This is a genomic window from Mesorhizobium sp. M0663, assembly GCF_040320585.1.
Taxonomy (GTDB): Bacteria; Pseudomonadota; Alphaproteobacteria; order Rhizobiales; family Rhizobiaceae; genus Mesorhizobium.
This window is the reverse complement of record NZ_JAMYPX010000014.1, coordinates 118,291-131,441: the sequence shown is the minus strand read 5'-3', so window position 1 is coordinate 131,441 and position 13,151 is coordinate 118,291. Positions and strand designations below refer to the sequence as shown.

Sequence of the window (13,151 nt, the reverse complement as noted above, 5' to 3'; positions counted from 1 at the left end):
CAGTCCAACGGCCGGCAGTACCGCGTTATTTTGAGAATTGTTTCAGATAAGCAATGACGTTGGCGATGTCCTCGTCTTTCTTGAGGCCGACAAACGCCATCTTGGTTCCTTTGACCATCGCCTTGGGATCGCGAAGGTAGGTCGTCAGCGTGGCCTCATCCCATTTGACGCCGGACTTGCCGGCCTCGGTCATGGCCTTGGAATAGCTGAACCCCGGATGCGTCCCGGCCGTTCGGCCGATAACGCCGTTCAAGGACGGACCGACCTTGTTCTGGTCCTTGTCTGCGACGTGGCAGACCTTGCATTTGGCGAAGACCTTCTCACCCGCCGCGGCATCCTGTGCCTGAGACTGGGTAGTGACAAAGGTGGTGACGGACACGGCGGCGAAAAATGCGACTGCGCGCATGGCATTTCCTCATTGATCGTGTGAGTGCCCTGGACACTTTACGCGTGTCGATGCCTTGATCGCCGGCATTCGTGTTTAAGCGGGAGAGCGAACTATTCGTCCTTCCTCCCCGGACTGGCAGCACCTGCACGCCTCGAAAAGCTAGACTGCCGATGAAGGAAGTCAATCGTACAAAGGTCCTGTTTCGTTTCCCGACTGCGCGAAGGGAGGTGTGTAGCGACACGCGGTCCACATCATTGACGCCTGTTGGCCGAACGCGTAGCCTCACTCCAACCGGTTTGCTGTTTGGGCACCTTCAGGAATCCGCGCAACTCCAAAGCACGAACTCTGGAGAGTTCGCCGCGCAGGCGACGATAAGTGCCAAATGGACATGGTCGATCTCATATTAACGGTGTGCCTTAGCGCCAATCCGGGCAATTGCCGAGATGAACATCTCTATTTCGAGAGCCGCGGCTCTCTGTTCCAATGCATGTTCCTGGCGCCCGCCGAGATCGCAAAATGGTCTCAGGAACATCCGAGTCTCAAGGTCGTGCGCTGGAAATATGCCGTTCCGAGCAGGGAACGAGCGATTTGATCGACATTCCTGGTTCGTCGACGACCCTAAAAGAGGAGACGCCATGATGATTTCGCGGCGCACGACGCTGCGCTTGGCGGCTCTGGGGACCATCCTCGCCTCAAAGCCGGTTGCCGTCTTTGCGGCCGCTAAGGTCCGAATTGGTGTCCTGAAGTTCGGCACCGTGAGTTGGGAACTCGATACGTTGAAACGCCACAAGCTCGACGAGGCCAACAGGATCGATCTGGAAATTGTCTACTTCGCCGGGGAGGATGCGACCAACGTCGCGCTGCTGGCCGGCGCGATCGACATGATCGTGACCGACTGGCTGTGGGTCTCGCGCCAGCGCTCCGAGGGCGGCGACCTTACATTGGCCCCTTATTCGACCGCCGTGGGGGCAATCATGGTGAAGGAGGAATCGCCGATCCGGACGCTCGCCGACCTCAAGGAAAAGAAAATCGGTGTCGCCGGCGGCCCGCTCGACAAGAGCTGGCTACTGGTCCAGGCGCTGGCCAGACGCGATCACGGCCTCGACCTGCCGACAGCCTGTGACGTCGTCTTTGGCGCGCCGCCGCTGATTTCTGAAAAGGCAATGCAAGGCGAACTCGATGCCGTGCTCAATTTCTGGCATTTCTGCGCCCGGCTCGAGGCCAATGGCTTTCGTCGGTTGATCGGTGCGGATGACGCGACGAAAGCGCTTGGTGCCTCGGGCCCCGTGTCGGCACTCGGCTACGTCTTCCACGACCAATGGGCGAACGACAATCCGGATGCCGCCCGGGGCTTCGTCAAGGCATCCAAGCAGGCCAAGGACTTGCTAGCCAAATCCGATGATGAATGGCTGCGCATGGCGCCACTCATTCGCGCAGAAGGCAAGGAGCTGGAAAAACTGCGCGACCGCTATCGCCAGGGCATCCCAAGACGGCCGGTCGCCGAAGAAGCGGTCGATGCGGGCAAACTCTATCACGTGCTGGCCGCGATAGGCGGCGAGAAGCTGGTTGGCAGGGCGCCCGAGATGGCGCCCGGCACGTTCTGGCCGGAACTCGCGAAATGACCGCAACGGAAGACAAGTCGGGTCGATCCGGCTTTGCGACGCCGCTGACGCCAGCGCTGACGGTAACGGTTTCCCTGATTGGACTTTGCCTGCTGTGGGGCCTCGCGGCTCATCTGTGGCAAAGCCGTGCTTTCCCCCCACCAGGGAAGGTCTGGCAGGTACTGCTCAGGGAAGCGGCGAGCGGTGACCTTTTTTATCATCTTGGCGCCACGCTCGGACGAGTTGCTGCGGCGTACGTCGTCGCAATGATTATCGGCTCGGTCATCGGCGTCATCCTCGGCAGCTACCGCGGTGCGGACCGGTTCTTCAGTCCGTGGGTGGTCCTGTTTCTCAACATTCCCGCGCTGGTGGTCATCGTGCTCGCCTATATCTGGTTCGGCCTCAACGAGGCGGCGGCGATTGGCGCAGTTGCCGTGAACAAGATCCCGAATGTCGTGGTGACGATGCGCGAAGGCGCCAGGGCGTTTGATCCGCGTTATGCCGAAATGGCCGCCGTCTACCGCTTCGCCCCACTCGAGCGCATCCGCCATGTCCTGCTGCCGCAACTGCAGCCCTATTTTGCCGCGGCCTCGCGGTCCGGCATCGCCCTCATATGGAAGATCGTCCTGGTGGTCGAACTGCTCGGCCGCTCCAATGGCGTCGGTTTCCAGATCTATCTCTATTTCCAGCTCTTCGACGTCGCCGCTATTCTTGCCTACACGCTGGCTTTCGTGGCGGTGATGCTTGTCATCGAACTTCTCCTGGTGCAGCCCATTGAACGACATGCAACCCGTTGGCGCCGCCGTCCCGCTTAGGGTCGACATCGCCGAAAAGACCTTCAGGTCCGCGCAAGGTGTGTCGATCACGGCGCTTCAGGGTCTGTCCTTCGAGGTCCGGCCGGGCGAATTCGCTTGCCTGTTTGGGCCGTCGGGCTGCGGCAAGACCACGACGTTGCGCATCCTGCTTGGACTGGACAAAGACTTTTCCGGCTCTTTCCAACTGCCGCAAGGCGGCTCGAACCGCATCGCCGCCGTGTTCCAGGAGCCTACTTTGCTGCCATGGCGGACGGTGGAGCAGAATGTCAGGCTGGCGCTGCCGAAAAGCCTAAGAGCGAAGAGTCTCGACGAGCTGTTTGACACTCTCGGCCTCGCCGGCATGCGCTCGCTCTATCCGGCGGAGCTTTCGCTCGGCCTTGCGCGCAGGGCAGCGCTTGCCAGGGCCTTCGCCACCGAACCGGCGGTACTTTTCCTGGACGAACCCTTTGCCTCCCTCGACGAACAGACCGCCGAGCGGCTTCGGCAATTGCTTTTGACCGTCTGGTCAGCGCGGCCTACGACCGCCTTGATGGTAACGCACAATCTGCGCGAGGCACTGATGCTGTCGGACCGCATCATCGTGCTTGCGCAGCGCCCAGCCCACGTGCTCGGCATGTTCGACGTAAGATTGCCGCGACAACATCGCAATCCACAGGTGATGAGCGACCTTTTGCGGTCATTCCAGCAAAAATTTCCGGGTGTGGCCTGATCGCCTTACGGCTCGAATGCGGATTGCAAGGTATTTCGCAGCCAATGGCCAATAAAAACAGCGAGACTGTGAGGCGCACGGCCACGCGTGCCTGTTCCGCCTGACTAAAAGCAACGTACGTCGGCTTCAGCCTGCGCGCGTTTCAGTTCCGTGCGCGCCGCCTTCGCTGGCGCGCTTTCGCGAAACAACCCTGCCGCCTCCCCTGTCGTCAACGACATACTTTTGAAGGTCTCCGCCCTCTCATAGTGATCGTAAGGAAGGATCGAGGCGATAACATCGATCGAGCAGGAACAGCTTTCAAGCGCCTGACGTGTCTGGCCATTTGTTTGCATGCAGCCGAGCACGTAGTCGGCAATCGTTGCCGTCGGGTAGTCTCCCGCGGCGTTGGCCGAGTTCGCAAAGGCCAGCGTGGTCGCAAAGGCCACCGGCAAGGTGAGAGATCCAACAGACCTTATCATGAGGAACCTCCAGTTGGCCTGGACACCATGCATCCAGACGGGATCATCGCTCCAATTGGCGACGTGCCGCAAAGCCAGTCAAGCTCCCATGGCCTGCATATAGGACCAAAGGAGGAATGCCCTATCGACCGACAAGAGCCAGCTTCATGACCCGCTGCGCACCCTCCTTCACGCGTTCATTTCATGCTTCGCTCACTATCGGCAACCAGCGAGACGCACGCATACTTACTCGGAGGTGCCCCGCAGAATATATCGAAATAAAGTCAAATGTGTATCACCTCGAGAATACGGAAACAATATGGTTGCTATATATATCGCGGCTGACGGTCATCCTCTTATTAGTTTTTCACTCGGTGCTTATTTTAATTGTTTCTGAATATCGCATCGCACCATAATCGATATTGCAGCGCAGCGACCCATTGTAGGTTTTTGCTTGCCTGCCCTTTTACGATGACATAGCTTTTTCCTGTTTCCGGCTTCAAGAGCGCCACCGTCATCAGGGAGCGGCGGCAGTCTTTCGAAGACCAAGGGGGGCGGGCGGTAACGGTGCCCTCTGCTTCGGGGTAGGTCGTGACAGCTGCCGGAAAATAACTTCCCAACATGAATTGCTTGGGCAAGCCCTTGTGGGGCTTGACGGTCGATTCTTCACTGCGAACCCGGGAGGATTTTGGATGCGTGTACTTGCGAAAACTACTTACATTCTGACGACCGCGGCGTTTTTATCGCTCGGCGCTGCCTATACGGCTTCGGCCAATGAAGACCTTGCAAAGCTCGCATCGGATGCGAAGAACTGGGCGATGCAGACGGGTGACTACGCCAACACCCGCTATTCCAAACTCAACCAGATCACTGCCGACAATGTGAAGAACCTGCAGGTCAAATGGAGCTTTTCCACCGGCGTGCTGCGCGGTCACGAAGGCGGGCCGCTGGTCATCGGCGACGTGATGTATGTCCACACGCCTTTCCCAAACAACGTCTATGCTCTGGACCTCAAGAATGACGGCAAGATCCTGTGGAAATACGAGCCCAAGCAGGACACGAACGTCATTCCGATCATGTGCTGCGACACGGTCAATCGCGGTGTTGCCTATGGCGACGGCAAGATCATTCTCAATCAGGCCGACACCACCGTCGTCGCGCTCGATGCCAAGACCGGCAAGGTCGTCTGGTCTGTCAAGAACGGAGACCAGACCGACGGCGGAAAGGGCGAATCCGGCACGTCGGCACCCGTAGTCATCAAGGACAAGGTGCTCGTGGGCGTCTCCGGTGCTGAATTCGGTGTTCGCGGCTGGCTGGCCGCCTACAATCTGAAAGACGGCAAGCTCGCCTGGAAAGCCTATTCGGAAGGTCCTGATGCAGACACCCTTCTCGATCCCGAGAAGACGACCCATCTCGGCAAGCCTGTCGGAAAGGATTCCGGCACGAACACCTGGGAAGGCGAACAGTGGAAGACGGGCGGCGGCACGACATGGGGATGGTATTCCTATGATCCCAAGCTGAACCTGGTCTATTACGGCACCGGCAATCCCTCGACGTGGAACCCGGTCCAGCGCCCAGGCGACAATCGCTGGTCCATGACAATCATGGCTCGCGATGCGGATACCGGTGTTGCCAAATGGCTCTACCAAATGACCCCGCATGATGAGTGGGACTATGACGGCATCAACGAGATGATTCTCGTCGATGGCATGGAGGTCAACGGCGCCAAGCACGACGTGCTGGTGCATTTCGACCGCAACGGCTTTGCCTACACAATGGATCGAGCCACCGGCGAACTTCTCGTCGCCAAGAAATACGATCCGGCAGTGAACTGGGCGACGGAAGTCAACATGGATCCCAAGAGCGACCAGTATGGCCGCCCGCAGGTCGTCGCCAAGTATTCGACCCAGCAGAACGGCGAAGACACCAACTCGACCGGTATCTGCCCGGCCGCGCTTGGAACCAAGGACCAGCAGCCGGCCGCCTACTCGCCGAAGACCGGGTTGTTCTACGTGCCGACCAACCATGTCTGCATGGACTATGAGCCTTACAAAGTGAGCTACACCGCCGGTCAGCCCTATGTGGGCGCCACCGTGTCGATGTATGCGGCGCCTGGCGGTGACGGTAACATGGGCAACTTCATTGCCTGGGATGCAGCCAAGGGTGAGATCGTCTGGTCGAAGCCCGAGCAGTTCTCGGTGTGGTCGGGCGCATTGGCGACAGATGGCGACGTCGTCTTCTACGGTACCCTCGAAGGCTACATCAAGGCGGTCGATAAGGACGGCAAGGAACTCTACAAGTTCAAGACCCCGTCCGGCATCATCGGCAACATCACGACCTATGAGCATGACGGCAAGCAGTACGTCGCCGTTCTGTCCGGCGTCGGTGGATGGGCCGGTATCGGTCTGGCAGGAGGGCTGCTTTCGCCCGACAACGCCGCTGCCTGGCATGGCGCCGTCGATCAGGGCCGTGCGCAGGGCGACCAGACCGCGGTCGTTGGAACCGCTGGTCTGGGTGCCGTCGGCGGTTACGCGGCACTTGCCGACTATACGACACTGGGCGGGCAGCTCACCGTCTTCGGCCTCCCGGACTGATAACCGGGAAGAGCCTTACGGCTAGGTTCGAAAACGAGAGCCCGGGTCACCGGGAAGCCGGGAACCGGGCTCTCGATTGCGCCGCGCACCCAACTCCGATCAATGCCGCTGCACGACGGCAGCCAGGTTTCTGGCAAACGAAGGAAGAGCCTGAATGATCGTTCGCATTGCAGTTTCCGCTCTCGCGCTAGTCCTGCTGCCTCTGGCCAGCTCAAGTCTGGTACGGGCCGAAGACAGCATGGAGAAAGCCAAGGCGGTGAAGCAAGAAGGAGGCAAATATTTAGATGCGGACGGAAATCCGACCTACAAGATCGAAAACGGAACCGTCGATTGGTACACCTTCAGCGGGTACCGCCGGTATCACTCAGATTGCCATGTCTGTCACGGACAGGACGCCACAGGTTCGAGCTATGCGCCTGCCCTGGCTAATAGCCTGAAGAGCATGGATTACGCCACGTTCCTGTCGATCGTCGCCGAGGGCCGCAAGAATGTCGGCGGCGGCAAGGAAAACGTCATGCCTGCCTTTGGCGACAACAAGAACGTCTATTGTTACCTGGACGATCTCTACGTCTATCTGCGCGCGCGCGCAGATGGCGCGGCACCCCGCGGCAGGCCGCCCAAGCACGAAAACAAGGCTCAGGCAGCCAAGGATGCCGAAGCATCCTGCATGGGTGGATGATATGACCGGCTGCACTGCATCGAAGCTGCGCGTCGTTCTGCCGATCCTCGGCGCGCTCGCCTTGCTGCCGTCGAATGTTCTGGCACAAAATGCCGGGCTTGGCGCTGCGGGCGAACTGGTCGATCCCGACATTCTGCGCGTCTGCGCAGATCCCTCGAACATGCCCTTTACCGACAAGAACGGCCAAGGCTTCGAAAACAAGCTGGCTGAACTGGTTGCCAAGAAGACGGGGCGGAAATCAGTCGCTTACACGTGGTTTCCCACTGTCACCGGCTTTGTGCGCAACACGCTTGGGGCCAACCGATGCGACATCATCATGGGCTACGCCCAAGGTGATGAACTGGTGCAGAACACCAATGCCTACTACCGCTCCGCCTATGTGCTCGTCTACCCGAAAGGCAACGGCATGGAAGGCGTCGAGACGATCGAAGATCCGAAACTTTCCGGCAAGAGAATCGGCGTCGTCGAAAGCACGCCGCCAACCGCCAACATGGCCGCCAACAAGCTTCTGCGGACCGCCAAGATCTACCCGCTGGCGGTGGATACGCGCGTCACCCCTTCCATGGGGGAGGTCATGATCAAGGACATGCTCGCCGGCAAGATCGACGCGGCGGTCCTGTGGGGCCCGATGGCGGGCTACTATGCCAGGGAACTCGGAGCCGACGTCACGATCGTTCCGCTGCTGAAGGAAAAAACCGGCTCGCGCATGTCTTATCGCATCACCATGGGCGTACGCCCGTCCGACCAGGAATGGAAGCGGACGCTCAACCGGGTGATCAGGGAAAACCAGGCGGAGATCATCAAGATCCTGCTCAGCTACAACGTGCCGCTGATCGACGAGCATGACAATCCGATCACGCAATAGTTGGGACGGGCCCGGCAGAGGCCAGAATGTGGCAGGCGATGAAAGGAAAGGAAGCGGTTTTGCTGCTCACGGTGGGCCTCCTGCGCATTAGGGAGCCGGCATGGGCAGGCGGGGTTGACGAGCCCGCCGGCTATCGGCTGGACGAATACCGGGCACCCGTGCCGAGACACGCTGCAGGGTGCGACAGTGGTGACCACGGAAGAGGCGGAAGCGCTGTGGCGAGGGAAAAAGGCAGTCTTCTTCGACGTGATGCCGGACACGCCGAAGCCGACCAATCTGCCGGCAGGAACGATATGGAGAGACAAGGTCAGAAAGGACATTCCAGGCAGCATATGGCTGGCCAACGTGGGATACGGCGCTATTTCGGAGAAGACCGCCAACTACTTTCGCCAAGGCCTCGCAGCCGCGGCCGGCACCGACAAATCGCGCGCGATTCTGTTCTATTGCATGACGAATTGCTGGATGTCGTGGAATGCCGCGAAACGGGCAGTCGAGTGGGGCTACAGTTCAGTGATATGGTATCCGCTCGGCGCGGATGGCTGGGAAGGTGCGAGTCTTCCGCTGGAGGAGAAGAAACCCTACGCGATGAACAATTAAAGGAAGACCACAGCTACTTTCGATCTTTTTTCGACTTTTAAAAACCTAATGATTCATTTGTCCATTTTGAAACGTGATGGACGAGCCATTGTTTCGGTGCCCTGCAATGGTTGACTAATGACAGCATCGGCCCCTTCGGGCTGGTAGAAGAGGAGAAATGTTATGAAGAAGAGCTGGACAAAACCGACCATGTGTCAGGTTGCTGCGGGCTTTGAAATTTCGCGGTATCTGCCTGCTGAAATTACTCCCAAGAAGTAGGCCGCAGAGGTGCGTGTCCCTGACAACAGGGGCACGCATCCCCTTGCCGTATGGGATTTTCGTGAAAGAGTTTGAGGCGCGCAAAGCCGGCGGGCCGTTTTTTGCGGCTGCAAATTGGCTGCTGGTCAGAGAAGCCGCGGGGCGGGCGTTTTCATGCGCTTGAGAATCATCGGATCGGCGGCCGGCGGCGGCTTTCCGCAATGGAACTGCAATTATCGTCTGAGCCGTGCGGCTCGCACCGGGGTAGCTGGCGTGCATTCACGAACCCAATCGAGTGTCGCCGCGTCGGCGGATGGACTCGGCTGGGTTCTGTTCAACGCCTCGCCCGACATTCGCCAGCAGATCGCGGCAACGCCTGAATTGCAGCCCGCGCACGATGCGCCGCTGCGCTCGACACCTATTCGCGCGGTGGTGCTGACCAATGCCGATGTCGATCACGTGGCCGGCCTGCTCAGCCTGCGTGAGCGGCAGCCTTTCGCTATCTATGCAACGACACAGGTTCTGGCGACGCTGAAGGCGAATTCGATTTTCAATGTCCTCGATCCGGCGCTCGTGCCGCGACGCATCTTGCCGCCGGCTCAAGAACTGTCGATCTGCGACGCAGACGGCCACGACACCGGGGTGGCTGTCGAGAGCTTTCCCGTGCCCGGGAAGATAGCCCTCTATCTCGAAGAAAGAGGCCAGCCGGATGCCAATTTCAGCTCCGATGCCGGCGACACGATCGGCGTCCGTATCGCCGGTGCCGGCAGTCGCGGCTCCGTCTTCTACATCCCCGGCTGCGCCCGCATCGATGCGACCCTGCGCACGCGTCTAGCCGATGCCGAATGCCTTCTGTTCGACGGCACGGTCTTCACCGACGACGAGATGATTGCTGCCGGCGTCGGCCAAAAGACCGGTGCGCGCATGGGGCATCTGGCAATGTCGGGAGACGCGGGGTCGATCGCCGGCTTGGCCGATGTGAGGATCGGCCGCCGTGTCTTCGTCCACATCAACAACACCAATCCTGTTCTGGACGAGAATTCTGCCGAGCATGCAGCAGTCGAAGCGGCTGGCTGGGAAGTGGCCCGCGACGGGATGGAGATGGACCTTTGAGTGATTTCCACGACGCAGCCAGCAACGGCCTGTCCTCAAGCGAGCTCGAAGCCGTGCTGCGGCAGGTCGGTGCCGAGCGCTATCACAACCACCATCCTTTCCATCACAGGATGACCAGCGGTGCGCTGTCGAGGACCGAGATGCAGGCCTGGGCGCTGAACCGCTATTGCTATCAGGCTGTCATTCCGCGCAAGGATGCCATGATCCTCGCGCATGCCGAGGATCCGGCGTTTCGCGCCGCCTGGCGCAAACGCATCGAGGATCATGACGGCGAAGACGGCTGGAGCGGCGGTATTGCGCGCTGGTTGCACTTGGCGACCTCGCTCGGTCTCGATGCCGACGCGGTGAAGAGCGAGAGGCTGGCCCTGCCGGCGACACGTTTTGCGGTTGGCGCTTACCTCTCCTTTTGCACGAACCGGACCCTGCTGGAGGCGGTCGCGTCGTCGCTGACCGAGATGTTCTCGCCGCTCATCATCGGCGAGCGGGTACCCGCGATGCTGGCCAGATACGATTATATCACCGAGGACACGCTGGCCTATTTCACCCGACGGCCCGAACAGGCCTCGCGCGACGCCGACTTCGCGCTCGCCTATGTGCTCGAACATGCCGACACGGCGGAGCGCCGGCAGCAGGCGATCGATGCACTGGTGTTCAAATGCGATATACTCTGGGCCATGCTCGACGCGCTTCAACACGCCTATGGCGAGCCGGGCAATATCCCGCCCGGCGCCTTCCGTCCGGAGGCAGCCCAATGATGGCACTGCGCGAAAGAGCCATGGTGTCGCTGCAGTCGGTTCCATCGCTGCCGAAGCACGTGCGCATACAGTATGACCCCGTGCGCCAGGCGTTCGCCGTGCTGTCGCCCGAAAAGGTGTTCTGGCCAAACGAGATCAGCCTCGACATATTGCGCCGCTGCGACGGACGGTCCACGGTCGGCCACATCATTGCCGGCCTTGCCGCAGATTATGATGCCGAACAGGAGGCTGTGGCGGCCGATGTCGTCGCCTTCCTGCAGGAATGGTCGGACAAGCTGCTGGTGAAGCTATGAGCGAGCCCCCTCTCCCCCCGATCGGCATGCTGGCGGAACTGACGCATCGCTGCCCGCTGCAATGCCCCTATTGTTCCAATCCGCTCGAATTGCTGAAGGCCAATCGCGAACTCGACACGCAGAGCTGGCTCGACCTGTTCTCGCAGGCGGCCGACCTTGGCGTTCTCCAGGTGCATCTGTCCGGCGGTGAACCGACGCTGCGTCGCGATCTCGAGCAATTGATCGCCGGGCTTTCGGCGCGCGACGTCTACACCAACCTGATCACCGCCGGTGTCGGCATTGCGGATGGCCGCATCGAGGCATTTGCCGAAGCCGGGCTCGACCATCTGCAACTGAGCTTTCAAGGTGCACGGCCGACGACCACCGAGCGCATCGGCAATCACAGGGGCAGCCACGAAAAGAAGCTGGAAACGGCACGCCGCGCTCGCGCGGCCGGCTTGCCGCTTACCATCAACGCGCCGATCCATCGCCACAATATCGAGGAGGTACCGGAATTCATCGATCTGGCCCTTTCGCTGGGTGCGGAGCGTCTCGAGATCGCCAACGTGCAGTACGCCGGCTGGGCGCTGACCAATCGCGATCAACTGATGCCCGAGCGTGCTGCCGTCGACCGCCAGGCGGAGATCGTCGCGGCGGCGCGCGAACGGCTCACCGGCATCATGAACATCGATTTCGTCACGCCGGATTATTTCGCCATCTATCCCAAGCCGTGCATGGGCGGCTGGGCGCGCGACGCCTTCATGGTTACGCCAGACGGCACCGTACTGCCATGCCATGCCGCCCAGACCATACCGTCGCTCGGCTTCGAGCGTTTTGGATCACGAAGCCTGGCCGCGATCTGGACCGATTCCCCGGCATTTAATGCCTTTCGAGGCACGGACTGGATGCAGGAGCCCTGCCGCAACTGTGAGCGGCGCGAGATCGACTGGGGCGGCTGTCGCTGCCAGGCGATGGCAATCGCCGGCGATGCCGCCGCGACGGACCCGGCTTGCGCGAAATCGCCGATCCATGCGCGCATGGCAATGCTGATCGACGAGGCCCAGCGCGCTGCGACGGTTCCTTCGAAGGACGAACCATTCGTCTACCGGCGCATCGGCGTCGTCACCGAGCCCGCCTGACTGCCGACCTATTCCTACGGCCTACCCTCGTGAAAGCCGTTCGGCATGCCACGTCATATGGTCATGCATGAATGTCGAAATGAAAAAATAGGAGTGATCGTATTCGTCCTGCATCCGCAATTTCAACGGAATGCCTGCCTTGGAGCAGGCGTCTTCGAGCAGCCAAGGCCTGAGGCCCTCCTGGAGGAAACCGTCTGACGTTCCCTGATCGACCAGGAATTCCGGGAAACGGTGTCCATCCTCGATGAGCGAAGTGGCATCGTAGCGTCGCCACGAGGCCTCATCCAGGCCGAGATATTTTTCGAAAGCCGGCTTCGACCAGCCGGCTGTGCTTGGCTGCACGATCGGCGCAAAGGCCGAGCAACTTCTGAAACGCGCGGGATTGTTCAGTGCGATCGTCAGCGCGCCATGCCCGCCCATCGAATGGCCGAAGATCGACTGGCGCGCCATATCGGCGGGAAATTCGCGCCCGATCACGGCTGGCAGCTCCTCGACGATATAGGAATACATGCGATAGTTCTTGGCATACGGCTCTTGCGTCGCGTCGAGGTAGAAACCGGCGCCGCTGCCGAACTGCCAATTGTCCTTTTCATCCGGAATGTCGGCACCACGCGGGCTGGTGTCGGGACAGACAACGATCAAGCCAAGTTCGGCGGCAATACGTCTGTATTCGCCTTTTTCCATTACATTCGCATGGGTGCAGCTGAGTCCGGAGAGGTACCACACCACGGGGCAACGGCTTTCCCGTGCCTGCGGAGGCACGAAAATGGCAAACGTCATTTCGCACGAGCAGCTCGTTGAGAGATGAGAGTAAACATGCTGGGCGCCGCCATGCGACTTGGCAGTCGAGACGAGTTTCGGGTGCTCTGGCATATATTCTTCTCCACCAATTTTAACCGCCGACCGTAGGCTCTACGACATCAAGGGTGATCGCGGCAACCTTGGTGGGC

The 13,151-nt window shown here is 60.1% G+C and carries 16 protein-coding genes; 12 read left to right on the top strand and 4 right to left on the bottom strand.

All coding sequences use genetic code 11. The features are described from left to right. Nucleotides 1-25 precede the first annotated feature (25 nt). Entirely contained in the window at nucleotides 26-406 is a 381-nt protein-coding gene (locus tag NKI54_RS22645; RefSeq protein ID WP_352692463.1) for a c-type cytochrome, read from the bottom strand. A gap of 364 nt (nucleotides 407-770) precedes the next feature. On the opposite strand from NKI54_RS22645, the gene NKI54_RS22640 reads away from it, so the two are divergent. The 4 genes from NKI54_RS22640 to NKI54_RS22625 are packed head-to-tail and all read left to right on the top strand — an operon-like array spanning nucleotide 771 to nucleotide 3,513. After that, on the top strand, nucleotides 771-980 hold the full coding sequence (locus NKI54_RS22640; RefSeq protein WP_352692462.1) for a hypothetical protein: 210 nt from the start codon (nucleotides 771-773) through the stop codon (nucleotides 978-980). A gap of 43 nt (nucleotides 981-1,023) precedes the next feature. Further along, nucleotides 1,024-2,010, top strand: coding sequence for an ABC transporter substrate-binding protein (locus tag NKI54_RS22635; protein WP_352692461.1), 987 nt, complete (start codon nucleotides 1,024-1,026; stop codon nucleotides 2,008-2,010). Continuing rightward, nucleotides 2,007-2,804, top strand: a complete 798-nt coding sequence (locus tag NKI54_RS22630; protein WP_352455605.1) for an ABC transporter permease — start codon at nucleotides 2,007-2,009, stop codon at nucleotides 2,802-2,804. Before NKI54_RS22635 ends, NKI54_RS22630 begins: the two co-directional genes overlap by 4 nt. Then, nucleotides 2,773-3,513 carry an ABC transporter ATP-binding protein gene (locus NKI54_RS22625; RefSeq protein ID WP_352622942.1) on the top strand — a complete coding sequence of 247 codons (741 nt, stop codon included), beginning with the start codon at nucleotides 2,773-2,775 and terminating at the stop codon, nucleotides 3,511-3,513. The genes NKI54_RS22630 and NKI54_RS22625 overlap by 32 nt, the downstream gene beginning before the upstream one ends. A 104-nt stretch (nucleotides 3,514-3,617) precedes the next feature. On the opposite strand, the gene NKI54_RS22620 is transcribed toward NKI54_RS22625, so the two are convergent. Further along, on the bottom strand, nucleotides 3,618-3,971 hold the full coding sequence (locus NKI54_RS22620; protein WP_352665692.1) for a hypothetical protein: 354 nt from the start codon (nucleotides 3,969-3,971) through the stop codon (nucleotides 3,618-3,620). Between the two features lie 362 nt (nucleotides 3,972-4,333). Then, entirely contained in the window at nucleotides 4,334-4,573 is a 240-nt protein-coding gene (locus NKI54_RS22615; RefSeq protein WP_352683999.1) for a hypothetical protein, read from the bottom strand. A 195-nt stretch (nucleotides 4,574-4,768) separates the two neighbouring features. On the opposite strand from NKI54_RS22615, the gene NKI54_RS22610 reads away from it, so the two are divergent. From NKI54_RS22610 to pqqE, 8 genes are all read left to right on the top strand, one after another. After that, nucleotides 4,769-6,544 (top strand): methanol/ethanol family PQQ-dependent dehydrogenase, encoded by a 1,776-nt coding sequence (locus NKI54_RS22610; RefSeq protein ID WP_502898242.1) that lies wholly within the window; start codon nucleotides 4,769-4,771, stop codon nucleotides 6,542-6,544. A gap of 154 nt (nucleotides 6,545-6,698) precedes the next feature. Continuing rightward, entirely contained in the window at nucleotides 6,699-7,223 is a 525-nt protein-coding gene (locus tag NKI54_RS22605; protein ID WP_502898240.1) for a c-type cytochrome, methanol metabolism-related, read from the top strand. A gap of 1 nt (nucleotide 7,224) precedes the next feature. Continuing rightward, nucleotides 7,225-8,088: a substrate-binding domain-containing protein gene (locus NKI54_RS22600; protein ID WP_352692459.1), complete on the top strand. Its 864-nt coding sequence runs from the start codon at nucleotides 7,225-7,227 to the stop codon at nucleotides 8,086-8,088. A 186-nt stretch (nucleotides 8,089-8,274) separates the two neighbouring features. Continuing rightward, nucleotides 8,275-8,685, top strand: a complete 411-nt coding sequence (locus NKI54_RS22595; RefSeq protein ID WP_352692457.1) for a rhodanese-like domain-containing protein — start codon at nucleotides 8,275-8,277, stop codon at nucleotides 8,683-8,685. A 411-nt stretch (nucleotides 8,686-9,096) separates the two neighbouring features. Beyond that, nucleotides 9,097-10,035: a pyrroloquinoline quinone biosynthesis protein PqqB gene (gene pqqB / locus NKI54_RS22590; RefSeq protein WP_352692456.1), complete on the top strand. Its 939-nt coding sequence runs from the start codon at nucleotides 9,097-9,099 to the stop codon at nucleotides 10,033-10,035. Continuing rightward, on the top strand, nucleotides 10,032-10,790 hold the full coding sequence (pqqC, locus tag NKI54_RS22585) for a pyrroloquinoline-quinone synthase PqqC (protein ID WP_352692455.1): 759 nt from the start codon (nucleotides 10,032-10,034) through the stop codon (nucleotides 10,788-10,790). Before pqqB ends, pqqC begins: the two co-directional genes overlap by 4 nt. After that, nucleotides 10,787-11,083, top strand: coding sequence for a pyrroloquinoline quinone biosynthesis peptide chaperone PqqD (gene pqqD / locus NKI54_RS22580; protein ID WP_352578031.1), 297 nt, complete (start codon nucleotides 10,787-10,789; stop codon nucleotides 11,081-11,083). The genes pqqC and pqqD overlap by 4 nt, the downstream gene beginning before the upstream one ends. Then, nucleotides 11,080-12,201, top strand: coding sequence for a pyrroloquinoline quinone biosynthesis protein PqqE (gene pqqE, locus NKI54_RS22575; RefSeq protein ID WP_352692454.1), 1,122 nt, complete (start codon nucleotides 11,080-11,082; stop codon nucleotides 12,199-12,201). The genes pqqD and pqqE overlap by 4 nt, the downstream gene beginning before the upstream one ends. A gap of 21 nt (nucleotides 12,202-12,222) precedes the next feature. Here pqqE and fghA read toward each other — a convergent pair whose 3' ends face one another. Beyond that, complete coding sequence (fghA, locus tag NKI54_RS22570) at nucleotides 12,223-13,074, bottom strand: S-formylglutathione hydrolase (protein WP_352450659.1); 852 nt, start codon at nucleotides 13,072-13,074, stop codon at nucleotides 12,223-12,225. Nucleotides 13,075-13,151 lie beyond the last annotated feature (77 nt).

Coding starts and splice junctions, on each gene's coding strand:
- NKI54_RS22645 (WP_352692463.1), bottom strand. CDS start 406: ATGCGCGCAGTCGCATTTTTCGCCGCCGTGTCCGTCACCACCTTTGTC.
- NKI54_RS22640 (WP_352692462.1), top strand. CDS start 771: ATGGACATGGTCGATCTCATATTAACGGTGTGCCTTAGCGCCAATCCG.
- NKI54_RS22635 (WP_352692461.1), top strand. CDS start 1,024: ATGATGATTTCGCGGCGCACGACGCTGCGCTTGGCGGCTCTGGGGACC.
- NKI54_RS22630 (WP_352455605.1), top strand. CDS start 2,007: ATGACCGCAACGGAAGACAAGTCGGGTCGATCCGGCTTTGCGACGCCG.
- NKI54_RS22625 (WP_352622942.1), top strand. CDS start 2,773: ATGCAACCCGTTGGCGCCGCCGTCCCGCTTAGGGTCGACATCGCCGAA.
- NKI54_RS22620 (WP_352665692.1), bottom strand. CDS start 3,971: ATGATAAGGTCTGTTGGATCTCTCACCTTGCCGGTGGCCTTTGCGACC.
- NKI54_RS22615 (WP_352683999.1), bottom strand. CDS start 4,573: ATGTTGGGAAGTTATTTTCCGGCAGCTGTCACGACCTACCCCGAAGCA.
- NKI54_RS22610 (WP_502898242.1), top strand. CDS start 4,769: ATGCAGACGGGTGACTACGCCAACACCCGCTATTCCAAACTCAACCAG.
- NKI54_RS22605 (WP_502898240.1), top strand. CDS start 6,699: ATGATCGTTCGCATTGCAGTTTCCGCTCTCGCGCTAGTCCTGCTGCCT.
- NKI54_RS22600 (WP_352692459.1), top strand. CDS start 7,225: ATGACCGGCTGCACTGCATCGAAGCTGCGCGTCGTTCTGCCGATCCTC.
- pqqB (WP_352692456.1), top strand. CDS start 9,097: ATGCGCTTGAGAATCATCGGATCGGCGGCCGGCGGCGGCTTTCCGCAA.
- pqqD (WP_352578031.1), top strand. CDS start 10,787: ATGATGGCACTGCGCGAAAGAGCCATGGTGTCGCTGCAGTCGGTTCCA.
- pqqE (WP_352692454.1), top strand. CDS start 11,080: ATGAGCGAGCCCCCTCTCCCCCCGATCGGCATGCTGGCGGAACTGACG.
- fghA (WP_352450659.1), bottom strand. CDS start 13,074: ATGCCAGAGCACCCGAAACTCGTCTCGACTGCCAAGTCGCATGGCGGC.